General features: G+C 68.5%; 23 protein-coding genes. 17 read left to right on the top strand and 6 right to left on the bottom strand.

The window, feature by feature from the left end; translation table 11 throughout:
• Positions 1 to 87 precede the first annotated feature (87 nt).
• Positions 88 to 789 (bottom strand): YoaK family protein, encoded by a 702-nt coding sequence (locus EZE58_RS08620; protein WP_063248710.1) that lies wholly within the window; start codon positions 787 to 789, stop codon positions 88 to 90.
• A 139-nt stretch (positions 790 to 928) separates the two neighbouring features.
• Here EZE58_RS08620 and EZE58_RS08615 point away from each other — a divergent pair, with 139 nt between their 5' ends.
• Positions 929 to 2,797 (top strand): gamma-glutamyltransferase, encoded by a 1,869-nt coding sequence (locus EZE58_RS08615; RefSeq protein ID WP_009380146.1) that lies wholly within the window; start codon positions 929 to 931, stop codon positions 2,795 to 2,797.
• 5 nt (positions 2,798 to 2,802) lie between these two features.
• A complete protein-coding gene (locus EZE58_RS08610) occupies positions 2,803 to 3,465 on the top strand; it encodes a GntR family transcriptional regulator (protein WP_167560282.1) in 663 nt (220 codons plus the stop codon).
• A 64-nt stretch (positions 3,466 to 3,529) separates the two neighbouring features.
• On the opposite strand, the gene EZE58_RS08605 is transcribed toward EZE58_RS08610, so the two are convergent.
• The 3 genes from EZE58_RS08605 to EZE58_RS08595 form a co-directional block, all read right to left on the bottom strand.
• Positions 3,530 to 4,021: an SRPBCC family protein gene (locus EZE58_RS08605; RefSeq protein WP_009380144.1), complete on the bottom strand. Its 492-nt coding sequence runs from the start codon at positions 4,019 to 4,021 to the stop codon at positions 3,530 to 3,532.
• Between the two features lies 1 nt (position 4,022).
• Positions 4,023 to 4,466, bottom strand: a complete 444-nt coding sequence (locus EZE58_RS08600; protein WP_197464151.1) for a metalloregulator ArsR/SmtB family transcription factor — start codon at positions 4,464 to 4,466, stop codon at positions 4,023 to 4,025.
• Positions 4,467 to 4,538: 72 nt separating this feature from the next.
• A complete protein-coding gene (locus tag EZE58_RS08595) occupies positions 4,539 to 5,774 on the bottom strand; it encodes an MFS transporter (RefSeq protein WP_009380142.1) in 1,236 nt (411 codons plus the stop codon).
• Between the two features lie 85 nt (positions 5,775 to 5,859).
• Between EZE58_RS08595 and EZE58_RS08590 the strand changes: the two genes are divergently transcribed.
• The 7 genes from EZE58_RS08590 (at position 5,860) to EZE58_RS08560 (ending at position 13,337) form a co-directional block, all read left to right on the top strand.
• Positions 5,860 to 6,414, top strand: coding sequence for an ABATE domain-containing protein (locus tag EZE58_RS08590; protein WP_119296982.1), 555 nt, complete (start codon positions 5,860 to 5,862; stop codon positions 6,412 to 6,414).
• A gap of 179 nt (positions 6,415 to 6,593) precedes the next feature.
• Positions 6,594 to 8,039, top strand: a complete 1,446-nt coding sequence (locus EZE58_RS08585) for an amino acid permease (protein WP_095375236.1) — start codon at positions 6,594 to 6,596, stop codon at positions 8,037 to 8,039.
• Entirely contained in the window at positions 8,036 to 8,965 is a 930-nt protein-coding gene (locus EZE58_RS08580; protein ID WP_009380136.1) for a universal stress protein, read from the top strand. Before EZE58_RS08585 ends, EZE58_RS08580 begins: the two co-directional genes overlap by 4 nt.
• Positions 8,966 to 9,019: 54 nt before the next feature.
• Positions 9,020 to 10,150 carry a LacI family DNA-binding transcriptional regulator gene (locus tag EZE58_RS08575; protein ID WP_167560280.1) on the top strand — a complete coding sequence of 377 codons (1,131 nt, stop codon included), beginning with the start codon at positions 9,020 to 9,022 and terminating at the stop codon, positions 10,148 to 10,150.
• Between the two features lie 76 nt (positions 10,151 to 10,226).
• Positions 10,227 to 11,570 (top strand): MFS transporter, encoded by a 1,344-nt coding sequence (locus tag EZE58_RS08570; protein WP_063248708.1) that lies wholly within the window; start codon positions 10,227 to 10,229, stop codon positions 11,568 to 11,570.
• Positions 11,571 to 11,596: 26 nt separating this feature from the next.
• On the top strand, positions 11,597 to 12,370 hold the full coding sequence (locus tag EZE58_RS08565) for an SDR family oxidoreductase (RefSeq protein ID WP_009380125.1): 774 nt from the start codon (positions 11,597 to 11,599) through the stop codon (positions 12,368 to 12,370).
• Positions 12,371 to 12,407: 37 nt separating this feature from the next.
• On the top strand, positions 12,408 to 13,337 hold the full coding sequence (locus EZE58_RS08560; RefSeq protein WP_009380124.1) for a 3-keto-5-aminohexanoate cleavage protein: 930 nt from the start codon (positions 12,408 to 12,410) through the stop codon (positions 13,335 to 13,337).
• A gap of 66 nt (positions 13,338 to 13,403) precedes the next feature.
• On the opposite strand, the gene EZE58_RS08555 is transcribed toward EZE58_RS08560, so the two are convergent.
• Positions 13,404 to 13,703 carry a YeaH/YhbH family protein gene (locus tag EZE58_RS08555; protein ID WP_167560278.1) on the bottom strand — a complete coding sequence of 100 codons (300 nt, stop codon included), beginning with the start codon at positions 13,701 to 13,703 and terminating at the stop codon, positions 13,404 to 13,406.
• 240 nt (positions 13,704 to 13,943) lie between these two features.
• Here EZE58_RS08555 and EZE58_RS08550 point away from each other — a divergent pair, with 240 nt between their 5' ends.
• From EZE58_RS08550 to EZE58_RS08515, 8 genes are all read left to right on the top strand, one after another.
• Entirely contained in the window at positions 13,944 to 15,218 is a 1,275-nt protein-coding gene (locus tag EZE58_RS08550) for a CaiB/BaiF CoA-transferase family protein (RefSeq protein ID WP_167560276.1), read from the top strand.
• Between the two features lie 4 nt (positions 15,219 to 15,222).
• Positions 15,223 to 15,792 carry a dihydrofolate reductase family protein gene (locus EZE58_RS08545; protein ID WP_063248705.1) on the top strand — a complete coding sequence of 190 codons (570 nt, stop codon included), beginning with the start codon at positions 15,223 to 15,225 and terminating at the stop codon, positions 15,790 to 15,792.
• Positions 15,793 to 16,041: 249 nt separating this feature from the next.
• Positions 16,042 to 16,962, top strand: coding sequence for a hydroxymethylglutaryl-CoA lyase (locus EZE58_RS08540; protein WP_009380119.1), 921 nt, complete (start codon positions 16,042 to 16,044; stop codon positions 16,960 to 16,962).
• Between the two features lie 2 nt (positions 16,963 to 16,964).
• Entirely contained in the window at positions 16,965 to 18,209 is a 1,245-nt protein-coding gene (locus tag EZE58_RS08535) for a CoA transferase (RefSeq protein ID WP_119296975.1), read from the top strand.
• 114 nt (positions 18,210 to 18,323) lie between these two features.
• Entirely contained in the window at positions 18,324 to 19,382 is a 1,059-nt protein-coding gene (locus EZE58_RS08530) for a tripartite tricarboxylate transporter substrate-binding protein (protein WP_205772183.1), read from the top strand.
• A complete protein-coding gene (locus EZE58_RS08525) occupies positions 19,379 to 19,906 on the top strand; it encodes a tripartite tricarboxylate transporter TctB family protein (RefSeq protein WP_167560274.1) in 528 nt (175 codons plus the stop codon). Before EZE58_RS08530 ends, EZE58_RS08525 begins: the two co-directional genes overlap by 4 nt.
• A 9-nt stretch (positions 19,907 to 19,915) precedes the next feature.
• Complete coding sequence (locus EZE58_RS08520) at positions 19,916 to 21,430, top strand: tripartite tricarboxylate transporter permease (RefSeq protein WP_167560272.1); 1,515 nt, start codon at positions 19,916 to 19,918, stop codon at positions 21,428 to 21,430.
• Between the two features lie 14 nt (positions 21,431 to 21,444).
• Positions 21,445 to 22,224, top strand: a complete 780-nt coding sequence (locus EZE58_RS08515) for a helix-turn-helix domain-containing protein (RefSeq protein ID WP_167560270.1) — start codon at positions 21,445 to 21,447, stop codon at positions 22,222 to 22,224.
• Here the strand turns inward: EZE58_RS08515 and EZE58_RS08510 are convergent.
• The gene (locus tag EZE58_RS08510; RefSeq protein WP_167560268.1) at positions 22,206 to 22,859 is read right to left on the bottom strand and encodes an SRPBCC family protein; all 654 of its coding nucleotides are present in this window, start codon (positions 22,857 to 22,859) and stop codon (positions 22,206 to 22,208) included. The two genes, EZE58_RS08515 and EZE58_RS08510, sit on opposite strands and share 19 nt — an antisense overlap.
• Positions 22,860 to 22,924: the final 65 nt, after the last annotated feature.

The raw sequence follows: 22,924 nt of genomic DNA, 5'->3' as shown, positions 1-22,924 counted from the left end.
CGCGTCTCGGGCGACGCGGATTTCACGCGCGGCGTGGATCGAGCGGGGAGGCCCTGGGCGGGGGCCCTGACCGGGGAGCGACGCTGGTCAGGCACGGGCGTCGGCGGGAGTGGTGGCCGCCTCGGCGAGTGTGCGGCGATGCATCCCGCGGTGACCGATGAATGCGGCGACGGCGATGATGACGGCGACGATCGCGATGCCGATCCACTGATTGATGAGCAGGGAGGCGGCACCGGCGAGGGCACCGACGAGGATGAGAGCGACGGCTAGGACGCGACGCACCCAGTTCGTGCTGTCGCCGCCGGCCAGCCGCGAGTCCGAGGCGAGGCCGACGATCGTCGAGGTGACGACGACGGTGGTGATGTCGGCGATCTTCATCCGCCTCGCTGCGGCCGCCTGCACTCCCATGAGCGCGGAGAGCGCCGAGGTGAAGACCGTTCCCGCGAGCCCGATCTCCGGGTTCGGGACGAGGCCGACGTAGACCGCGAGGCCCGCGCAGCCGAGCGCGACGAGGGCGAAGATCACCGTCGTGCGGTGGTGCCAGTCCGCTCCGCGCTGACCGAGGACGCGACCGCCGATCGCCGCGCCGACCATGAAGAAGGCGAGCGCGAGCGCAGGCCGCAGCACCGGCAGGTCGTCCGCGCCGGTGAGCGCCATGCCGAGGATGACGACGTTGCCCGTCATGTTCGCGGTGAAGATCTTGTCGAAGCCGAGGTAGCCGATCGCGTCGACCATCCCGGTGGAGAAGGTGAGCACGAGGAGCATGGCCAGGTCGAGACGGCGATCCATCGCGGCCCCCCCTTTCGCAGCGGTCCGACCGTCCGACTCGGACAGCAGGGTTTGTTTGTATACAAAACAGTGAGTACACGTTAGATTGTATGCAATATCTGCGACGCCCTCGACCCCAACTCGATGAAAGGACACTGACATGGCGTACACGCCGCCGGCCGCTTTCACCACCCGCCCCACCCTGGAGGGCCACTTCGGGATGTCGGCATCGACGCACTGGCTCGCGACCGCCTCGGCGCAGTCCGTCCTCGAACGCGGCGGGAACGCCTTCGACGCCGCCGTCGCCGGCGCCTTCGTCCTCCATGTCGTCGAACCCCACCTCAACGGCCCCGGCGGGGACATGACCGGGGTTTTTGCGACCGCCGAGGATCCCTCCCACCCCCAGATCCTCATGGGTCAGGGTCCCGCCCCGGCCGGGGCGACGATCGAGCACTACCGCAGCGAGGGCCTCGACATGGTCCCCGGCGCCGGAGCGCTCGCCGCAGCCGTCCCCGGCTCCGTCGACGCGTGGCTTCTCCTCCTTCAGGAGCACGGGACCTGGGAGCTCGCCGATGTCCTCGCCTACGCCATCGACTACGCGGAGAACGGCCACCCCGTCCTCGCCCGCGTCGTCGGCACAATCGAACGCGTGCAGGAGCTCTTCACCGAGCACTGGCCGACCTCGGCGCAGCTGTGGATGCCCGGCGGCCGCATCCCCGCGGCCGGGGAGATCATCGTCAACCGCCCCTACGCCGAGGTGCTCCGCCGCCTCATCGCCGCCGGTGACGACGTGGCCGGTGCTGGTGCTGCAGGGACCGACGCCGCCGACAGCGGCAGCGAAACGCAGGGTTCCGGGGATGCTCGGGTCGAGCGGATCCGGGCCGCACGGACGGCGTGGAAGTCCGGGTTCGTCGCCGAGGCGATCGCGGAGTTCGTCACGACCCCGCACCGGCACTCGACCGGAGGGGACCACGCCGGGGTCATCACCGTGGACGACATGTCAGGCTTCGACGCCGAGTTCGAGACCCCGGTGACGATCACCTTCCGCGGGTACGAGATCGCGAAGATCGGCCCGTGGGGACAGGGACCGGCGCTGCTCCAGACCCTGCGCATCCTCGAGGGCTTCGACGACGAGCGCCTTGACCCCTCGACCGAGATCGGGGCCCACACGATCCTCGAGGCTCTCAAACTCGCAATGGCCGACCGCGACGCCTACTACGGCGACGCCGACGTCGACCTCGACTGGCTGCTCAGCGAGGACTACGCCGCGAGCCGGCGAGCGCTCATCGCCGACACTGCCTCGGACGAGTTCCGGCCCGGGCCCGACAGGAACGGCGACGCCCCGGTCTTCACTCCTCCGCTCGTGCCCGAGGGGGCGGACAAGGAGGAGCTCATCAAGGCGGGCATCGGCGAACCGACCGTGCAGAAGAACGGCACGAACAACGGCGACACGTGCCACATCGACGTCGTCGACCGGTGGGGCAACATCATCTCGGCGACGCCGTCGGGAGGATGGCTGCAGTCCTCGCCCGTCGTGCCCGATCTCGGCTTCTGCCTCGGCACCCGCCTGCAGATGATGTGGCTCGACGAGACCTCCCCGTCGGCACTGCGACCAGGCAGGAGGCCACGCACCACCCTGACGCCGACACTCATCTCGAAGAACGGGCAGCCGGTCATCGCACTCGGCTCGCCAGGCGGTGACCAGCAGGAGCAGTGGCAGCTGCTCATGATCCTCCGCATGCTCGTCGGCGGCTACGCTCCGCAACAGGCGATCGACGCCCCGGCGCTGCATACGACCGCCCTGGCCGGTTCGTTCTGGCCCCGCACCTGGGTGCCGGCCGGAGCCGTCGTCGAGGACCGCCTCGGCGATGAGGTCATCGAGGGGCTGAGCCGACGCGGTCACGAGGTGACGCGGGCGGGTGACTGGGAGCTCGGACGACTCTCGTGCGTGACACGCGAACCGGAGACCGGGACGCTGGCCGCCGCGGCCAACCCGCGCGGTGCCCAGGGCTACGCGGCGGGGCGATGATGCCGATGCACGCAGTCGGGGCGCGCATCCGCTCCGACATCATCTCCGGTGTCCTCGCCCCCGGGACGAAGCTGCGGGAGACGGCGCTGGCCAAGCAGTACGCGGTCTCCCGGATCCCCGTCCGAGAGGCGCTGCGCTCGCTCGAAGCCGAGGGGCTCGTCGAATCCCGACCCTACGTCGGCAGCGTCGTCGCGTCGTCGCCGATCGAGGACGCCGAGGACCTCTTCGAGATCCGCATCGTCCTCGAATCCGCGACCGCCAGACGGGCGGCGAAGCGCGCGGCCGCCCTCGCCGACGGTGAGGAGCCCGATCCGCGCTGGCGAGCGGTGCGCAAGGAGATCAACGACATCCTCAAGGCCGGTGAGGTCGTCATCGCCGATGGGCGGTTCGAGGAGCTCGCCGTGCTCAACATGCGGTTCCACTTCGCCATCGCCGAGCTCAGCGGCAGCCTCTCGCTCATTAGCCTGCTGCGGCAGATCTCGGGGAAGATCGAATGGCTCTACTCGCTCAACGTCAGCCGCCGCGGCTCGAGGGCCTGGCCTGAGCACCGCGCGATCCTCGCCGCCATCGACGCCGGTCAGGAGGCGACAGCCGCCGAGCTCATGGGTGAGCACGTCGGTCGCAGCCGCGACGCGTACTTCGCGATGATGGCCGAGACCGCCGACTAGGCGCGTACAGATGGGGACCGCCGGCTGGGTGCGGGCGGTCCCCAGCCAAGGCCGGTCCCCGGCCTCACACGCCTTCGGCGAGGAGGGCGTCGAGCTTGTTGTACCCCTCGACGATGCCGGACTCCATGCCCGCGGCGACCATGCCGTCCCGGGACTCGACCGAGTCGAAGATCGCCGTCGAGGACAGCCGTGTCCGTCCGTCGCCGAGGTCGGTCAGCGTCATGATCTCGAGGTTGACCGCGTCGGGGAAGCCTTCGAAGGTGAAGGTCTGGACGATGCGCTCGTTCTCGCGGACCTCGTGGAAGGAGCCGAAGAAGCCGTACTCGCCGTTGTCGTCGCGGGAGACGTAGCTCCAGTTCCCACCGGTCTTCGGGTCCCATTCGCGGATTGTGTTCGTGATCTCCTCGGGCCCGTTCCACTTGACGAAGAGCTCCGGATCCATATGCGCGCGGAACACTTTGTCGGGGCTCGCGTTGAAATCGCGGGTGATCTCGAGCGACTGGGTTCCCTCCGGAACGTCGAGCTTCACCTGGCTGTGATCGGTGTCGGTGGTCATGTCATGCTCCTTTGCGTGATTGCCCTGTGATGGGTGGTGTGGGTTGTGCCGAAGTGCCGACTTCCCTCGCCGAGGCGGCCCCTGAGTCGGGTGCCGAACCGTCCTCGTCCGCGTCCATCGCTTCGAGGACGGCATCGAGGCGCTGATAGCGGGATTCCGCCTGGCGTCGGTACCGTTCGATCCATTTCGTCATGAGGTCGAAGACGTTGTCCTCGAGGTGCACCGGTCGGCGCTGGGCGTCCCGGCTGCGGGTGACGAGTCCCGCGTCCTCGAGGACCTTGAGGTGCTTCGACACGGCCTGCAGGCTGACCTCGTAGGGTTCGGCGAGGTCGCCGACGGTCGCGTCGGCGACGCTGAGCCGGGCGACGATGTCCCTGCGGGTCGGGTCCGCGAGTGCCGCGAACACCTTCGAGAGCTGATCGTCCACTGAGCCCCCCTCTCTCATTCAACCTGTTGGTTGATTACGACGATAGACCCGTCGAGTCACCTAGTCAACCGTTTGGTTGAATAAAAGTCCCTAGCCGTTCCCGTCGGCCTCGCTGGCGGCGGCGTTGATGAGGGGCGCGGTCATCGGCAGACGCGCAGCGAACCACAGGGAGACGGCGACGGCGACACCGCTGGCGATCCACAGGACGGGCTGCATGCCGAGAGTGGTCACGCCGACGGCAGCCAGGCTCGCACCGAGCGGCAGCGCTCCCCAGCTGATGACGCGCGACGCCGAGTAGACGCGCCCGAGGAGATCAGGCGGCGTCGCCTGCTGGCGGACGATGGCGACGATGATCCGCCAGACCGTCGCCCCTGATCCCGCGAGAATGATGCCGACTGCGATGACGGGCACCGGGGCACCGAGGGCCGCGGGGAGGACGAGACCCACCGTCCCGACCGTGTCGACGAAGAGCAGTACGGCGGGGGAGAGCAGGCGCTCGAGGCGGAAGGTGAGCATCGAGGCGGCGATCCCGCCGACGGCCATGCCCGTGAGGAGCAGGCCGTACGCTTCCGGCGACAGACCCAGTGGGCCGGGCGCCACGGCGTAGAGGACGAACGTCGACGTCCAAGCTCCCCAGACCACACTCATGGCTGCGGTGAGCAGCGTGAGTTCGCGCTGCAGCCGATGGTTCCAGAGGAAGCGCATGCCCTCGCGAACTCGAAGTGGGAGTGCTGCGCCGGATTCCCGACCGGGGTTCCCGCCGCGCTGGAGTGTGAGTGCGAGCCCGACTGCGGCCAGCGCCGACATGGCGTAGAGCCCCGCTCCGGAGGCGGCGGCCGCAAGACTCGAGAGTCCGATGAGGAGGCCGGCCAGCGGAGGCCCGGCGAGCTGGTTGGCGACATTGATCGTCGCCTCCAGTCTGCTGTTGGCTGCAGTGAGCCGCCCGGGGTCGACCGTTCGAGGAACCGTGGCGATGAGGGCGGTGTCGACGAGGGTCTCCGCGAGCCCGTAGGCGAACGCGGCGGCGATGGTGAACGCGTAGACCGCGAAGTCGGCGGCGATGGCGATGAGAAGAGCGGTGAGCGCGAGGACCCGCATGGCGTTGACGGCGATGAGCAGCTTCGCCGGGGAGACCGTGTCGACAATCCAGCCTGCGTGCAGGCCGAAGATCGGCCACGCAATCGTCGCAGCCACGGTGACGAGGGCGACGTGCCCCGGGGGCGCATCCGCGGCGAGGGCGATGAGGGGGAGCGCGATGACGGTGATTCCGTCGCCGAGGTTGGCGGTGCCTGCGCTGGTCCAGAGCCAGCGGAACGATGCACGCATTCTAACCACCTAAAACTTGTTTGTAGGTTAAGTCTTCATCGTCGAACATCACCAGTCAAGAGTCGATAGGTGGTAAAGTCGATGTATGGACTTCGAGCATGTCGGCAATGCCCAGTGCTTCGAGCTGGTGAACTCGGTGCCCGACCGCATCGAGGGTGGGGATCGGGACTGGCTCGGTGACGAAGACACTGCCCGCGCGTGGGCAGTGTCTCTCGGGCTGGGGCCGGTGCGAGAGTTGACGGGCGAGGAGCTCGCCGACCTGCGATCGTTCCGAGAGTCGGTGTTCGCCGTCTTCGCCGCCGTCGCAGAAGGCAACGCGGTTCCCGCAGAGGGTCTCCAGGTGGTCACCGACGCCCATGCATCTGGGCTGTCGCGATATGGCTACGGTCCCACCACGACCGGGGTCGCGCGGGAGTGGCCCGATGTCTGGGATGCGGATTCGCTCACGGCGCTCTTCGCCGAATCGGCGATCGACGAGCTCACCGGCTCTCGCCTCGACCGGGTCAAATCGTGCCCCGGCTGCCGGTGGCTCTTCATCGACACCACCCGCAACCGGAGCCGGCGCTGGTGTTCGATGAGCATGTGCGGGGGGCGCGACAAGGCGTTGCGGCACTATCGCAATACCCGGGCCCAGCACTGACCCACCCGCGACACACGGAGAGCGAGACACAATCCGGGGAATTTCGCCGTCCCGTCTCGCTTGTTGAACCATGGTGCAGTAGGGTCACCGTAGACGACGTGCAGGGTGCGGCGAATTGAATCCCCGATTCGGCCGCTTGCACGGTCTGGCCGAAGACGATGATGTCGGGAAGGACAGTCATGGCAACCCTCAGACAGCAGCTCTTCCGGGTCAAACCGGTGCCTCGTGACAGCGAGGAGGCGGCAAGCGACCTCAAGCGCACGATCGGTCTCTTCTCCCTGACGATGATCGGCGTCGGATCGACCATCGGCACCGGCATCTTCTTCATCCTCTCCGAATCGGTGCCCGTCGCCGGGCCAGCGGTCATCTGGTCGTTCGTCATCGCCGGCGTCGTCGCCGGTCTCGCGGTCATCTGCTATGCCGAACTCGCCGGCAGCGTCCCCGTCTCCGGCTCGTCCTACTCATACGCCTACGCCACCCTCGGCGAACTCCCCGCGATGGGCGTGGCCGCCTGCCTGCTCCTCGAATACGGCGTCGCCGGAGCGGCCGTCGCCGTCGGCTGGTCGCAGTACGTCAACCAGCTCCTCTTCAACCTCTTCGGCTTCCAGATCCCCGACGCCCTCGCCTACGCCCCCGAGGAGGGCGGCATCGTCAATCTCCCGGCGATCCTCCTCCTCGCGATGTGCTGCTTCCTCCTCGTCCGCGGCACCGGGGAATCGGTCGTCGTCAACACCATCATGGTGTGCATCAAGGTCGGCGTCCTCGTCTTCTTCATCGTCGTCGGCCTCACCGGCTGGAACTCCGACAACTTCGCGAACTTCGCCCCCTTCGGATTCTCCGGGGTCGTCGCCGGTGCCGGCCTCATCTTCTTCAGCTACGTCGGCATGGACGCCGTCGCGACCGCAGGCGATGAGACGAAGAACCCGAAGAAGACGATGCCCAAGGCCCTGATCTTCGCGCTCCTCATCATCACCTCCGTCTACGTCCTCGTCGCCGTCGCCGCGCTCGGCGCTCAGCCGTGGGAGGAGTTCGAAGGGCAGGACGCCGGCCTCTCGGCGATCCTCGAGAACATCGTCGGCTCGACCTGGCCGGGCACCGTCGTCGCCGCGGGCGCCGTGATCTCGATCTTCAGCGTCACCCTCGTCTCGATCTACGGTCAGAGCCGCATCCTCTTCACGATGTCGCGCGACGGGATGATGCCCAAGCTCTTCCAGGACGTCAACCCCCGCACGCTCACCCCCGTCAAGGGCACGATCGTCGTCACGGTCGTCATCGCGATCCTCGCCGGGTTCATCCCGCTCAACTTCCTCGCCGAGATGACGAGCATCGGCACCCTCGTCGCCTTCGTCGTCGTCTCGCTCGCCGTCATCATCCTCCGCGTGCGCGAACCGAACCTCGAGCGCGGCTTCAAGGTCCCGTTCTACCCGGTCCTGCCGATCCTCTCGATCCTCGGCTGCCTGTGGATCATCAGCAGCCTGCGGCCGATCACGATCGTCGTCTTCGTCGTCTGGACTGCGGCCATCATCGGCCTCTACCTCGTCTTCGGCCGAAGGAACTCGGTCCTCGGCAAGCAGCAGGCCGCAGCCGAACGCGGCACCACCGACCCCACGGGAGGACGGTCATGACCATCGTCGTCGGCGTCGCCCCCGGTCAGGACGACACCTCAGCCGTCGAGCTCGGAGTCGTCCTCGCCCGCTCGTACGCGAAGACGCTCACTCTCGTGTCCGTGAGTTCGACGGCGTGGCCGCCGAACCGGGACAAGATCGACGCGGAATTCCAGTCGTATGTCCACACCGTCGCCGAGGCGTCGCTTGAGCAGGTGCGGGCGCTCGTTCCCGATGACATCGAGGCGACCTACATCGTCCACCCGGCCCGCTCGTCGCGGCGGGGGCTGCTCGAGGTCAGCCGACGCGTCGACGCGTACCGCCTCGTCGTCGGCTCCGCCGACGACGGTCGGGACGGCCGGATCACCCTGGGATCGGTCTCGACCGGACTCCTCCACAGCGCCGAACTCCCCGTCGTCCTCGCGCCCGAGGGATTCACCGCCTCGGCGGGGGCGAAGCTCAAACGGATCACCGCCGCCTACAGCGGGTCGTCCACCTCGGCGGACCTCATCCTCGGAGCCGCGATGGTCTCCGCGGAATCCGGAATCCCCTTCCGCATCGCCTCCTTCGCCCCCCGGTCCCGGGTGCTCTCGGCGGCGAGCATCGGACGCGACGTCGAGGCGGGCATCGTCGACGAGTGGACGCGGGTCGTGCGCCGCGACACCGACCGGATCCTCTGCTCGATCGACGAACTCGACATCCGCCCCGGGGAGACCGAGGTGGCGATCGGCACGGGACCCAGCTGGGCGGCAGCGCTGACGAGCATCGGCTGGGAGGACCCCGAGGTGATGATGCTCGGGTCCTCCGGTCTCGGCACGCTCAAGCGGGTGTCGCTCGGCAGCCATGCGACGAGGATCCTCCAGAACTCGCCGGTGCCCGTCGTCGTCGTTCCCCGACGCGCGAAAGCGCGGTACACGTCCCGGGCGCGGGAGGACACGGAGGCGTAGACGGAGGAGACCGCCTCGACTTAACGTTGCTTAACGAACCGTTCCAGTCGTCCAATGGCAGTGTTCGGACTGCGCAATGAGTTCGAACTCCACAAGGACGTGAAGGACGCGACGATGCATCAGGAACAGTCGACGGGCAAGCCCAGACCGCGGGTCTCAGTGGCTCAGGTGGCACGCGCCTGCGGAGTCTCCACAGCCACCGTCAGCTACGTCTTCAACGGCAAGCCCGGCGTCTCGCCGGTCGTGCGCCGCCATGTCATCGAAACCGCCAACGAGCTCGGATACCGGTCGCCGCTGACGGCGGCGAAGCACAACCGCTCCCTCACCCGCGTCGTCGGACTCATCGTTCCCTCGATGCTCAACTACATGCACATGCACTGGGCGCAGGCGATCATCGACGCCGCCGCCGAAGAGGGGTTCGACGTCTTCGTCTCGACGACCGGCGACGACCCCGAACGCCTCGCCCACGTCGCCGCGTCGATGGCCGCCCGCAACGTCGACGGGGTGATCTCGACCGGCGGGATGCGCCTCGACGCGCGGATCCACGGCACTCTCGGCGCGGCCCGGATCCCCGTCGTCAACCTCTCCCGCACCGTCGAACATGCCGATGCGAGCTTCATCGGCATCGACGACGCCCAGGCCGCCAGCGAACTCATGGGCCACGTCCTCGGACACGGAGTCACGAAGGTCGCCACCGTCATCGGCCCGCGCTTCTCCACCGCCTCGGCGACGAGGGAAGCGGCGTTCATCGACACCGCGGCCGCGCACGACGTCCCCGTCCCCGGGCGATGGCGCGTGAGCACCCGCCTGCACCGGGGCGGCGGGCGAATCGCCGCCGAAGAGCTCCTCGCCGATCCCGACGACCGACCCGAGGCCATCGTCTGCGGCTCCGACGAGGTCGCGCTCGGCGTCATCGAGCACGCGGTCGTCAACGGCATCGACATCCCGGGCGAGCTCATCGTCGTCGGCAGCGACGGGCTCGCCCGCTCGCGCTCACCGCTGCTCGGGCTGACCACGATCGTCCAACCCGTCGTCGAGATGGCGACGACCGCCTTCCGCGTCCTCCTCGAACGCATCACGGAACCGGGCACCCCCGCCCGCACGGTCATCTGCCCCCACCAGCTCCACATCGGCACCAGCTGCGGCTGCCACCCCGAGGACTTCAACGCCCTCGCCGCCCGCTGAGCCGCCCCCGCACGTTCCTCCCCGTCCGGCACCGCCGCCGCGACCACACCGTTCGATCCGACCCCGAAGGAGAACCATGTCCGACACCGCTTCCGCAAGGACAGGCCTGAGGCCGCCCGCCGTCCTCAACCGGGTGATCTTCGCCCGCCTCATGCCCCTGCTCATCGCCGCCTACATCCTCGCGTTCCTCGACCGGACCAACATCGGCATGGCCAAGGACCGTCTCGAGATCGACCTCGGGATCTCCGCAACGGCCTACGGCATCGGTGCCGGGCTCTTCTTCCTCACGTACGCCCTCTTCGAGGTGCCCTCGAACATGATCATGCACAAGGTCGGCGCCCGCTGGTGGATCATGCGGATCATGATCACGTGGGGGCTCATCTCCGCTGCGATGATGTTCGTCCAGGGCGAATGGTCCTTCTACATCCTCCGCATGCTCCTCGGCATCGCCGAAGCCGGACTCTTCCCCGGCGTCATGTACTACCTCACGCAGTGGTTCACCGTGAAGGACCGGGCGAAGGCCAACGGCATGTTCCTCCTCGGAGTCTCCATCGCCAACATCATCGGCGCCCCCATCGGCGGTCTGCTGCTGACGATGGACGGGTTCCTCGGCCTCCACGGCTGGCAGTGGATGTTCCTCATCGAAGGCCTGCCCGCCTGCTTCCTCGCACTCGTCGTCTGGAAGTACCTGCCCGACGGACCGCGGAAGGCGAAGTTCCTCTCACCCGAGGAAGCCGAATGGCTCGAGCAGACCATCGCCGCCGAAGAGCGGGCCGGCGCCTCCGGGGCCTCGAACCACCGGCTGCTCGACATCGTCCGCGACCCGCAGATCATCCTCGTCATCTGTGTGTACTTCGGACACCAGCTCGCCGTCTACGCCCTCAACTTCTTCCTCCCCACGATCGTCGGCAGCTGGGGCGAGATGAACACCGTCGAGATCGGCCTGCTCACCGCCGTCCCGTGGGTCTTCTCCGCAATCGGCGCGCTCCTGCTCCCGCGCTTCGCGACGTCGGCGTCGATGTCGAAGAAGATCGCCCTGGCCGCGATGATCGGCATCATCGCCGGCTACATCATCGGCGCGGTCGGCGGACCCGTCCTCGGCCTCATCGGCTTCTCCCTGGCAGCCTTCAACTTCTTCGTCCTCCAGCCGATCCTCTTCACCTTCCCCGCGACCCGCCTGACCGGAGTGAGCCTTGCCGCAGGCCTCGCCCTCGTCAACACGATCGGCCTCCTCGGCGGATTCCTCGGGCCCTACATCATGGGCTACATGGAGGACCTCACCGGGTCGGCGACCTCGGGACTGTGGTTCATCATCGCCGTCTGCGTCGTCGGCGCGTGCCTCATCCCGTTCCTCAGGCGCGGACACGAAGCCGACCCGGCGACGGTGCCGACCACCTCGGCGGATCCCGATCACAAGTGACCTCGACGACAGCGACAGGAGAGACCATGGACATGCTCGGACTGACCGGAGCACGAGTGCTCATCACGGCGGGAGCCGCGGGGATCGGGCGGGAGATCGCCCAGCGGTTCCGCGACGCCGGCGCCGAGGTGTGGGTGACCGACATCGCCGAGACCGCCGTCGCCGACGCCGCCGAGACCGGCCTGCGGGCGACCGTGTCGAACGCCGCCTCGGAGGACGAGGTCAGGGCGCTCGCCGCCGAGGTGGCGGGGCTGTGGGGAGGACTCGACGTGCTTGTCAACAATGCCGGGATCGCCGGTCCCACGGGACCGATCGAGACGCTGGAGACCGCAGCGTGGCTCACGACGTTCGACGTCAACATCCACAGCCAGTTCTACTGCGTCAAGCACTTCCTGCCGCTCCTGCGCACGAGCGGCAGCGCCTCGATCGTCAACCTCTCCTCGGCCGCCGGGCGTCTCGGCATGGCCGGACGCAGTCCGTACTCGGCGTCGAAGTGGGCGGTCGTGGGACTGACGAAGACGCTTGCCATCGAACTCGGTCCCGAAGGCATCCGCTGCAATGCGATCTGTCCGGGTGCGGTCGACGGTCCCCGCATCGAGGCGGTCATCGCCTCGAAGGCGCAGATGCTCGGAGTCTCCGTCGACGAGGTCACCGCGCTCTACACCGGGCAGGCGTCCCTCGGGAAGCTCGCCACGGCCGCCGACATCGGCAACATGGCCGTCTTCCTCGCCTCGACGATGGCCTCCCATGTCACGGGCCAGGCTATGGCCGTCGACGGCAACACCGAGAAGCTCTACTGACCCCACTTGCCCACCGATCCCAGAGGACCACGAACCCATGGCACAGCCACGCAAAGTCATCATCACCTCGGCGGTGACCGGCGCCATCCACACGCCGACGATGTCGCCCCACCTTCCCGTCACCCAGGATGAGATCGCCGATGCCGCGATCGGGGCCGCCGAGGCGGGGGCGGCGATCCTCCATCTCCACACCCGTGATCCCGAGGACGGCAGACCCTCGCAGGACCCCGAGCATTTCGCACCGGTGCTCGAGAAGGTCGCCGCGAACTCCGACGCGGTCGTCAACATCACCACGGGCGGGTCACCGCACATGAGCGTCGAGGAGCGGATGCGTCCGGTCGCCGAGTTCAAACCGGAGCTTGCGAGCCTGAATATGGGGTCGATGAACTTCGGTCTCTTCCCCATGCTCGAGAAGTACGAGGACTTTCAGCACGAGTGGGAGCGCGAGCACCTCGAGAACTCCCGTGACCTCGTCTTCAAGAACACGTTCGCCGACATCGAGCGCATCCTCGAGATCGGCAACGCCAACGGCACCCGTTTCGAGTTCGAGTGCTACGACATCTCACACCTCTACAGTCTCGCCCATTTCCAGTCGCGAGGGCTCGCCACCGGGCCGCTGTTCGTCCAGTCGGTGTTCGGTCTCCTCGGCGGCATCGGCGGGCATCCTGAGGACCTCATGCACATGCGGCGGACCGCTGACCGACTCCTCGAGGACTACCAGTGGTCGATCCTCGGCGCGGGACGCAACCAGCAGCCGCTGGCGACGATGGGGGTGACGATGGGCTCCCACATCCGCGTCGGCCTCGAGGACTCGCTGTGGATCGGACCCGGCCGGCTCGCCGAGTCGAATGCCGAGCAGGTGGAGAAGATGCGCCGCATCGTCGAAGAGCTCGGGATGGAGGTCGCGACCCCTGACGAGGCGCGGGCCATGCTCGGCCTCAAGGGAGCCGACCGGGTCGAGTTCTGACCCGGTCGCGCTCCGAGGGACCGCACGCTCGGCATGCGGTCCCTCAGAACTCGGGGTGGGGTCGCCTCAGGCGGGCGCGTCGCGCTCCGGCTGGGTGCCGCCGAAGCCCTCGTCCTCGCTCTCCTCGATCCGCTGGCGATCGCGCCCGTCGCCGCCGGGGCGACCGGCCTGCTGATCGTCGAGGCCGCCGACACCGCCGCGGTCACCCTGCGGCTGACCGCCGGTCTGCTGGCTGTCCGTGCCCGGGTGACCCTGCTGGCCCTCCGAACCGTCCTGGCTTCCGGGACCGGGATGACCCTGCTGGCTCTCCTGGCCGAGGCCCGCCTCGGCGCTCGGATCGTTGCTTCCGAAGTTCTCCGATGTCATGATCTGCTCCTTGGGAATCGATCTCACACTGACGCTGCGCCGCGCATCGCGGCGTGTCTGCCAGTCTTCGACACTCCGCGCGATAAGGCAAGGGGGGTTGCTCGACATTCATCGAACTCTCCGGCGACGGCACGTGCATGGTCAGGGACGAGTCCGCCTCGGCGGGTTCGACCTGGCACCATGGAAGGACCGTGTCCGGGCCGCCGACGCGGACGCCCGACAGGAGAACAGGAGCCTCCCATGACAACGCGCCGCCTCCCACTGACCGGTGTGCGGGTCCTCGAACTCGGCAATTACATCGCGGCTCCCACCGCCGGCCGGATGCTCGCCGACTTCGGAGCCGAGGTCATCAAGGTCGAACGTCCCGGCACCGGCGACGAGCTGCGCAACTGGCGGCTCAAGGCCGGCACGACGTCGATGCTCTACCGCACGATCAACCGCAACAAGAAGTCCGTGACCCTCGACCTGCGCTCCGAGGACGGACGCGAAGCAGTCCTCGAGCTCGTCCGCCGCTCCGACATCGTCCTCGAGAACTTCCGGCCGGGCACCCTGGAGAAGTGGGGGATCGGCCCCGACGTCCTCGAGGAGGTCAACCCCGAGATCATCCTCGTCCGGATCTCCGCGTTCGGTCAGACCGGACCGATGTCGGCCCGACCCGGTTTCGCCGCCGTCGCCGAGGGGTATTCGGGATTCCGCGAACTCGTCGGTGACCCCGACCGCCCACCCGTACGCGTGGGCATCTCGATCGGCGACTCGATCGCCGGCATGCAGGCGGCCTTCGGGGCCGTGATGATGCTCTTCGACCGGCAGCGTCAGCGCATCCACGGAGCCGCCGAGGCGGTCACAGGCAAGGAGGTCGGCTTCGAGGGCGAGGGACCCCTCGCCGACCGCACCGTCGACGTCGCCCTCAACGAGGCGATGTTCTCCGTCATGGAGTCCCTCGTCCCCGACTACTCGGCCTTCGGCGAGGTCCGCACGCGCACCGGCGGCCGGATGGAGGGCATCGCGCCCTCGAACGGCTACCTCTGCGCCGGTGGGAAGTCCGTCGTCATCGCCGGCAACGGCGACGGCATCTTCGCCCGCCTCATGACGGCGATCGACCGACCCGACCTCGGGGCGGATCCCGACCTGCAGACGAACGCCGGTCGATGGGACCGCCGGGACGAACTCGACGAGGCGATCGGAGCATGGTGCGCCGAGCGCGATGTCGACGAGGTCGTCGCGGTCCTTGACGAGGCGGGAGTGCCTGCGGGGCCGATCTACACGGCCGAGGACCTCGTCGCCGATGAACAGCTGCGAGCCCGGAACATGATCCAGGCGATCGATGTCTCCACCGGTGAGGAGATCCTCGACGACGTCGCCTTCCCCGGCATCACCCCGGTCATCGGCGGTGCCTCGATCCCCATCGATCACCTCGGCCCCGACCTCGGCGAACACACCGCCGAGGTGCTCGCCTGGCTGGGAATGGGCGAACCCGCGGACCCTTCCGAAACGGAAGGCCCGGCAGTACCCTGAGCCCATGGCAGAGCTGCGGTATTCGATCAACATCACCGTCGACGGGTGCTGCGACCACCTCGCGATCGACCCCGACGAGGAACTCCACGCCCACCACGCCGAGAACCTCCGACAGGCCGACGGCCTCCTCTTCGGCCGGAGGACCTACCAGCTCATGGAATCCGCGTGGCGCCAGCCCGCAGTGACTCCCGAGACCGACGACGCCGACGCGGAGACGCAGACCGACATCGACGTCTTCGCCGAGGTCATCGACAAGGCGAAGAAGTACGTCGTCTCGAGCACGCTCACCGAGGTCGACTGGAACGCCGAACTCCTCGGCAGCGACCTCAGATCGGAGATCGAACGGATCAAGGACGACTCCGTCCGCGGCCTCCTCGTCGGGGGAGTGACGCTGCCCCGGGCACTCGCCGAACTCGGACTCATCGACGAGTACGAGTTCGTCGTCCACCCGCGCATCGCCGGCTATGGACCGTACGTGTTCAACGGTCTCGCCGAGGTCGTCGACCTCGTCCCCACGGACCGTCGCGAACTCGAGTCGGGCGCTGCCGTGCTCCACTATCGTCCGCGCCACTGAAGAAGCAGGCTGAGCCGCACACGACCGGATCCCGCCGCGACCGCGAGTGTCCCGTTTGCCGGGACAACGGACGCCGACTTCCCACTCCGCTCTCACATAGCGACCCGCAGCCATTCCCTGCAACGGCGTGCTTATGCTATCTCTGAAGAGAGCATGCGACGGTGCATGTCGGAAGCATCCTCCCGCTGAGCGGGAGACGATATCGCCATCATCGTTCCGTTCATGCGGAGATGACGCAGAGGGAGACCCATGGTCCGGCCGAACACGGTGCACATCCTCGACACGACCCTGCGCGACGGGCTGCAGATCGAGGCGGCCATCGTGCCCACGGACGTCAAGGTCGAACTCGCAGAGCGCCTCATCGCCGCCGGGCTCACCGAGATCGAAGTCGGATCCTTCGTCAACCCGAAGAAGGTCCCGCAGATGGCCGACACCGGGGAGGTTCTCGAACGCCTTCGGCCACACGAGGACCAGGGGGTCGACTTCTTCACGCTCGTCTTCAACCTCAAGGGGGCCGAACGCGCCGTCGATGCGGGAGCGAAGAACATCAAACTCGTCGTCTCCGCCTCCGAGGGCCACTCGCAGGCGAACTCGGACGCACCGATCGCCCAGGCCACCGAGCGCCTGCTCGCCGCCGCCGACTACGCCCACGACCACGGCGTGCGCTTCGACATCACGACGGCCGTGAGCTTCATCTGCCCCTTCGACGGGATCACCGATCCCGACCGCCTCGTCGAGGTCATCCGCCCCTTCGTCGAGGCAGGCGCCCACGGCATCGGCGTCGCCGACACCATCGGCAACGCCAACCCCTCACTGGTGCGCCGGAACACCTCGGCGGTCATGGAGGCCTTCCCGGGGAAGTCGGTCGGCCTCCACCTCCATGACACGTACAACTTCGGGATGGCCAACGTCATCGCCGCCCTCGACCTCGGCATCGAACACTTCGACGCCGCGATGGGCGGCCTCGGCGGCTGCCCGTTCGCTCCGGGCGCGGCCGGGAACATCGGCACCGACGACCTCGTCCACCTCCTCCACCGCGAAGGGGTCGCGACCGGCGTCGACGTCGATGCGCTCGCCGAGGTGCGGGCACCGCTCACCGCCGCCGTCGGCCACGAGCTGAGCTCGAGCCTCTCCCAGATCCCCGCCGTCCCCGCACCCTACCGCGGCTGATCATGATCGACGAGGACCCGCACACCAGCACCGAGGCGGCGGCCGCCGACGCCGGACCGAGCCAGCCGCTGCCCCTGGCCGGCGTCCGCGTCGTCGAGTTCTCCCATATGGTCATGGGCCCGAGTTGCGGGATGATCCTCGCCGACCTCGGCGCCGAGGTGATCAAGGTCGAGCCCCGCGGGGCCGGCGACAAGACCCGCTACCTGCCCGGCTCGGGTTCCGGACTCTTCCCCGCCTTCAACCGCAACAAACTCAGCGTCCAGCTCGACATCGCCGAGGCGGCCGACCGGGAGGTCGCCCTCACCCTCATCGACTCCGCCGACGTCCTCCTCGAGAACTTCCGGGTCGGGAAGATGGAGTCGATGGGCTACGGGTACGGCGAGCTCGCCGCCCGCAACCCGCGCCTCATCTACGCCTCCCTCAAGGGATTCCTTCCCGGCCCCTACGGGCAGCGCACCGCCCTCGACGAGGTCGTCCAGATGCTCGGCGGGCTCGCCTTCATGACCGGTCCTCCCGGGCAGCCGCTGCGGGCGGGCGCGAGCGTCAACGACATCATGGGCGGGATGTTCGGGGTCATCGGCATCCTCTCCGCCCTGCGGGTGCGCGAGCAGACCGGCCGCGGACAGCTCGTCAACTCCGCCCTGTTCGAGAACAACGCGTTCCTCGTCGGCACCCACATGGCGCAGGCCCAGCTGAGTGAGGAGCCGCTGCGGCCGATGCCCACCCGGCGGGCGACGTGGGCCGTCTACGACATCTTCCTCGACCGGGACGGCAGCCAGGTCTTCGTCGCCGCCGTCAGCGACGGGCAGTGGCGCGACCTCTGCGACGAGTTCGGGCTCACCGGCCTCGCCGAAGATCCCGCGCTCGAGCACAACCAGGGCCGCGTCGACCAACGCGAGCGCATCCACGCCGAACTCCAGGCCGCCCTCTCCCGGCTCAGCCTCGCCGAGATCGAGGAGAAGTGCACACGCAGGGGCCTGCCCGTCGCTCCCGTCAACACCCCCGCCGACCTCACGAGCGACCCCCACCTCGTGGCCTCGGGAGCATTGGCGGCCACGGGCCTGCCCGACGGGGAGAGCGTCGACATCCCGCTGCTGCCGCTCACCTTCGACGGACAGCGACTGGGCCTGCGCCGCAACGTCCCCGCCCCCGGTGAGCACAATGCGGTCTACCGGGACGGGAACTCGGGCACCCCTCCCGACCTTCCGGACGTCGACCTCGGCGAGGAGAGGACGCAGTCGCAATGACGGGGACACCGCGAGCACCGCAGGCGCGAGCACCGCAGGCGCGAGCACCGCAGACACACGACAACACACGATGACAGGGATCTGCAGGCAGCTGCAGCTGATCAAGGAGTGGCAATGCGATCAACGACGATCACACGCACAGGTCGGACCACCTCGGCGAGGGAAGGTGCGCGGAGGAGACGGTGGGCAGGCGTGGGGGCCGCGCTCGCCGCGACGGTGCTCGTCCTCTCCGGATGCCAGGGCCGAGCCCAGCCGCCGGGGGAGGGCGGGGACTACCCGTCGGGACCGGTGACGGTGACGGCCCCTGCCGAACCCGGCTCGGGCTGGGACACGACGGCGCGCGCCGTCACCGAGGCCCTGCAGCGCGACGAGCTCGTCACCACGCCCCTGCCGGTGCAGAACCGGCCGGGCGGCACGGGCTGCACGTGGCTGACGACGATGATGCAGCAGGACAAGGGCAAGGACGACCAGATCGCCATCACCTCGCTGGCGAGCCAGACGATGAAGGCGCGGGGTCTGTGCGAGTACGGGCCGCAGGATGCCACCCTCATCGCCACGCTCTACGTCGAGGACTTCATCGTCGTCGCTCCCAAGGACAGTGACATCGCCGACCTCGACGGCCTCGTCTCCGCGCTCAAGGACGACCCGCAGGCGGTGACCGTGGCCGCCGCCGGCGACGACACGCTGCCGTTCGCGCTCTTCGCGAAGGCCGCAGGGGTCGAACCCGCCGACGTCAACTTCGTCAACTACGACGGCGGCGGCGAGCAGACGACGGCGATGCTCAACGGGGATGCGAAGGTCGCGATCGCCGGACTGAGCGAATTCCGGTCCGTCCTCGAATCCGGGGACATCGTCCCCCTCATCACGTTCGCGCAGAAGCCGCTGATCGCCCCGTTCGAGTCGGTGCCCACCGCGATGGACTCCGGCTACGACGTCACGCTCGGCAACTGGCGCGGGGTCTACGGTCCCGCGGACATGCCCCAGGAGGCCGTCGACTACTGGGCGACGACGCTGGAGAAGATGAGCACGTCGACCACGTGGGAGGACACGGTGAAGAAGAACCAGTGGGCGCCGGAGTTCCGGACCGGTGAGGACGCGCAGAGCTACGTCGACGAAGCGGCGAAGACGGTCGAGGAGGGTGTCAAGGAGACCGAACTGGGCACGGACAAATGACCGCGACCCGGCGCGATCTCGTCACCGGGATCGTCATCACGGTCATCGGGGTCGTCTACCTCTCGGCGACCTTCTCGATCCGGGAGACGGCCGACATCGTCACCCCGCGGACCTTCCCCCAGATCGTCGGCGCCGGGCTCATCGTCCTCGGCCTCTTCCTCGCCGGACAGTCCGTGTGGAGTGCTCGGACCGGGCAGGCTCGGCCCCACCCCGCCGAGGCGGAGGCCGCGTCCCAGGGTGAGAGCGGCGCCGAGCCCGCCGGCGGTGTTCTCATCGACGCCCCGCCGGAGCCGGCGGGGCGCAGGGTCGTGGTCCAGTTCGCGCTCTTCTTCGCCTACCTCGCGATCGTCATCCCGGTCGGCTTCGTCCTCTCGACCGCGGCGTTCCTCATGGCGGTGACGAGCCTCTACGCCCCGAAGAAGTGGATCCGCAACCTCGTCTTCTCCGTCCTCTTCTCCGTTGCGGTCTACGTCGCCTTCGTCTTCGGGCTCGCGGTCTACCTGCCCGTGGGAATCCTGGGATAGGGGGAGGGCATGGACACACTCGTCGATCTGGGAGGCGGCTTCGCCTCGGCGCTGCAGCCGGCCAGTCTCGCCTTCGCTCTCCTCGGCGTCCTGCTCGGCACCGTCGTCGGCGTCCTGCCGGGGATCGGTCCGATCTCGGCGATCGCGATCCTCATCCCCGTCTCCTTCGGGATGGAGCCCGTGCACGGCCTCATCCTCCTCTGCGGGATCTACTACGGGTCGATGTACGGCGGATCGATTACCGCGACCCTGATCAAGACCCCCGGCGAGGTCTCGAGTGCGGTGACGGCGATCGAGGGCTACGAGATGGCCCGGCGCGGTCGGGCGAAGGCGGCGCTGGCGACCGCGGCGATCGGGTCGTTCCTCGCCGGCACGCTCGCGATCATCGGGCTGACGTTCCTCTCCCCGGTCCTCGTCCGCCTCGCCAACGTCTTCGGGGCCACCGAGTACTTCCTCCTCATGGCCGCAGCCCTCCTGCTCGCCTCGACGATGTCGACGGGGTCCCGGGCGAAGGCCCTCATCTCGATCTTCATCGGCCTCGCCGTCGGCCTCATCGGCCTCGACTTCCAGACGGGCCTGCCCCGGCAGACGTTCGGCATCACGCTGCTCTCCGACGGCATCGACTTCACGATCTTCGCCATGGCCCTCTTCGCGATCCCCGAGGCGATCCGCAACCTCGCGCTCGGTCAGGGGGCGAAGGAGGAGATCCAGAGCTTCGGCTCCGAGCGGTGGATGACGAAGCAGGACTGGCAGCGCTCGGCCGGCCCGTGGGCGCGGGGCTCGGTCCTCGGGTTCATCATCGGCGTCCTCCCCGGTGTCGGACCGTCGCTGGCCTCCTTCATGTCCTACATCATGGAGAAGCGGATCTCGAAGCGGAAGGACGAGTTCGGCAAAGGAGCGATCGAAGGTGTGGCCGGTCCCGAGGCGGCGAACAACGCCGGCGTCGGCGGTGCGATGGTCCCCCTCTTCAGCCTCGGCATCCCCGGGTCGGCGACGACGGCGCTGCTCCTCTTCGTCTTCACGATGTACGGACTCCAGCCCGGTCCGCTGATCTTCCGCGACGAATCGGGACTGATCTGGACGATCATCGCGAGCATGTACGTCGGCAACGTCGCCCTCATCATCCTCAACCTCCCGCTCGTCGGCGTCTTCGTCAAACTCCTCAAGATGCCCAAGGAGATCCTCTTCTCCGCGATCCTCGTCCTCGTCGCCATCGGCGCCTACGCGATCGAGTTCAGCCTCTTCGGCCTCATCATGCTCGGCATCTTCGGGGTCGTCGGCTACCTCATGGACCGAGGCGGCATCCCGCTCGCCCCGTCGATCCTCGCGCTCGTCCTCGTTCCGCTCCTCGAGGACAACTTCCGCCGCATGCTCCAGATCTCCGGGGGATCGCTCGCGCCCCTGGTCACCCGGCCGGTGTCCCTGGCGATCATCATCCTCATGATCGCCGGCATCGTCGGTCCGTTCGTCTTCCGCTGGTGGGTGCGCCGGCGGAAGCTGTTGGCAGATGTGAGCGTCGGATGAGGGAGAGGACACCGATGACCGACAGAACGTCCACCGCAGGGAGGTCGACCGGGACTGAGGGGCGGGGCGATCCCGCCCCCGCCGAGGCGGTCGCCCCATCCGAGTTCGACCGACCCCAGGAGGTCGGGGTCATCGACCGGAGTGCGGCCATCCTCACCGCGCTCCAGGACACCCCGATGACCGCCGCCGAGGTGTGCCGCCGCCTCGGCTACTCGAAGTCGACGACGTACCGCCTCCTCGCCGACCTGCGGACCCACCGCTTCATCGTCCGCGACTCCGGGGGCCTGCTCCGCCTCGGGCCGTTCCCGGGACGGCGGAGCATCGCGACGACGAATTCCGTCCTCGAGCACCTGCGCACGCTCACCAGCGAATCCGTGCAGCTGTGGGTCCGCGTCGGCGAGGACCGGGTGTGCGTGCGCAACGTCGAAGCCGACCACGAGCTGCGGGTCACCCGCGGCGTCGGCACGATCCTCCCGCTCGTCGACGGCGGGTCGGCGGCGCTCGCCCTGTGCGGGCCGGGGAATCCGGGGGAGTTCTACGCGACGAAGCAGGCGCGGGTGAAGGGGACCGCCTCGGCGAGTGTGGCCTTCACGGTCGGGGCCACGGTGTTCGCGCTCTGCGTGTCCTACCCCCTGACCAGGGAGCCGGACAATGTCGCCGGTGCCTACCGCGGGCCGGTGACGACGGCGGCGATCGAACTCAAGTCGCTGCTCGAGGACAGTGAGGAGCTCGCGGTGCTCAGGGACATCGCCCGCCTCGCGCTCGGGGCGGGCGGTCAGTCCTCGCCGAGGTAGAACGCCGTCGTCCGCTCCGCCGCGGCCCGGGCCTCGGGTTCGGGGGTGCCTGCCGCCGCCGAGGCCTCACCCCACGCCGCACTGGACGCGCGGATGAACCGCTGGACGGCCGGCGTCTGAGCGAAGGCCTCCTCGTCCTCGGGGCGACCCGTTCCGGCCTTGAGGTGGAGGGCGAGTCCGAGGAGCGAGAGGTCCCACCCGACACCGGTCGCCCCGGGCCCGTACCGGGTCCAGAACTCCGACCCCGCCTCGGCGATGGCCGCGTGCTCGAGGGTGAGTCGGGCACCGTCGCCGTCGGGGTCGACCCGGACGGTGACGTCGCTCGTGCCGCCGCCGAACTCCCACGTGATCGCGAAGGTCCGCGGTGCTTCGCAGACCTCGATCGTGCCCGAGGCGTTGCCCTCGATCGCGTACCGGCCGCCTGGCCGCAGGTCGCCGCTGACCGGGGCGAACCAGCGGGCGAGGCGCTCGGGGTCCGTGCACGCCTCCCAGAGGTCGTCGACGGAGGTCGGGTAGGTCTGGCTGAGTGATTGGACGGCATGCTGGGTGCCGCCGTCGATGTCGACGCTGAGGCCGCGGGTGACGTCGTCGGCTTGGGCGGCGATGACGGCGTCGTCGGTGGGTCGCTCGCTCACTGGTCCTCCTCGGTGTGGGTGGGCATAGTTCGAGTATGGGCGCTCGGTCGCCCACGTCAAGGGCA

Source organism: Brevibacterium sp. LS14, from assembly GCF_012027885.1.
GTDB classification, from domain to species: domain Bacteria; phylum Actinomycetota; class Actinomycetes; order Actinomycetales; family Brevibacteriaceae; genus Brevibacterium; species Brevibacterium casei.
Note: the sequence above shows the minus strand (reverse complement) of the source record. Positions and strands in the feature narration are given on the sequence as shown.

Bases quoted from the DNA above. Each gene is read 5' to 3' on its own strand.
- EZE58_RS08620 (WP_063248710.1), bottom strand. From the start codon at position 789: ATGGATCGCCGTCTCGACCTGGCCATGCTCCTCGTGCTCACCTTCTCC.
- EZE58_RS08615 (WP_009380146.1), top strand. From the start codon at position 929: ATGGCGTACACGCCGCCGGCCGCTTTCACCACCCGCCCCACCCTGGAG.
- EZE58_RS08610 (WP_167560282.1), top strand. From the start codon at position 2,803: ATGCACGCAGTCGGGGCGCGCATCCGCTCCGACATCATCTCCGGTGTC.
- EZE58_RS08605 (WP_009380144.1), bottom strand. From the start codon at position 4,021: ATGACCACCGACACCGATCACAGCCAGGTGAAGCTCGACGTTCCGGAG.
- EZE58_RS08600 (WP_197464151.1), bottom strand. From the start codon at position 4,466: ATGAGAGAGGGGGGCTCAGTGGACGATCAGCTCTCGAAGGTGTTCGCG.
- EZE58_RS08595 (WP_009380142.1), bottom strand. From the start codon at position 5,774: ATGCGTGCATCGTTCCGCTGGCTCTGGACCAGCGCAGGCACCGCCAAC.
- EZE58_RS08590 (WP_119296982.1), top strand. From the start codon at position 5,860: ATGGACTTCGAGCATGTCGGCAATGCCCAGTGCTTCGAGCTGGTGAAC.
- EZE58_RS08585 (WP_095375236.1), top strand. From the start codon at position 6,594: ATGGCAACCCTCAGACAGCAGCTCTTCCGGGTCAAACCGGTGCCTCGT.
- EZE58_RS08580 (WP_009380136.1), top strand. From the start codon at position 8,036: ATGACCATCGTCGTCGGCGTCGCCCCCGGTCAGGACGACACCTCAGCC.
- EZE58_RS08575 (WP_167560280.1), top strand. From the start codon at position 9,020: ATGGCAGTGTTCGGACTGCGCAATGAGTTCGAACTCCACAAGGACGTG.
- EZE58_RS08570 (WP_063248708.1), top strand. From the start codon at position 10,227: ATGTCCGACACCGCTTCCGCAAGGACAGGCCTGAGGCCGCCCGCCGTC.
- EZE58_RS08565 (WP_009380125.1), top strand. From the start codon at position 11,597: ATGGACATGCTCGGACTGACCGGAGCACGAGTGCTCATCACGGCGGGA.
- EZE58_RS08560 (WP_009380124.1), top strand. From the start codon at position 12,408: ATGGCACAGCCACGCAAAGTCATCATCACCTCGGCGGTGACCGGCGCC.
- EZE58_RS08555 (WP_167560278.1), bottom strand. From the start codon at position 13,703: ATGACATCGGAGAACTTCGGAAGCAACGATCCGAGCGCCGAGGCGGGC.
- EZE58_RS08550 (WP_167560276.1), top strand. From the start codon at position 13,944: ATGACAACGCGCCGCCTCCCACTGACCGGTGTGCGGGTCCTCGAACTC.
- EZE58_RS08545 (WP_063248705.1), top strand. From the start codon at position 15,223: ATGGCAGAGCTGCGGTATTCGATCAACATCACCGTCGACGGGTGCTGC.
- EZE58_RS08540 (WP_009380119.1), top strand. From the start codon at position 16,042: ATGGTCCGGCCGAACACGGTGCACATCCTCGACACGACCCTGCGCGAC.
- EZE58_RS08535 (WP_119296975.1), top strand. From the start codon at position 16,965: ATGATCGACGAGGACCCGCACACCAGCACCGAGGCGGCGGCCGCCGAC.
- EZE58_RS08530 (WP_205772183.1), top strand. From the start codon at position 18,324: ATGCGATCAACGACGATCACACGCACAGGTCGGACCACCTCGGCGAGG.
- EZE58_RS08525 (WP_167560274.1), top strand. From the start codon at position 19,379: ATGACCGCGACCCGGCGCGATCTCGTCACCGGGATCGTCATCACGGTC.
- EZE58_RS08520 (WP_167560272.1), top strand. From the start codon at position 19,916: ATGGACACACTCGTCGATCTGGGAGGCGGCTTCGCCTCGGCGCTGCAG.
- EZE58_RS08515 (WP_167560270.1), top strand. From the start codon at position 21,445: ATGACCGACAGAACGTCCACCGCAGGGAGGTCGACCGGGACTGAGGGG.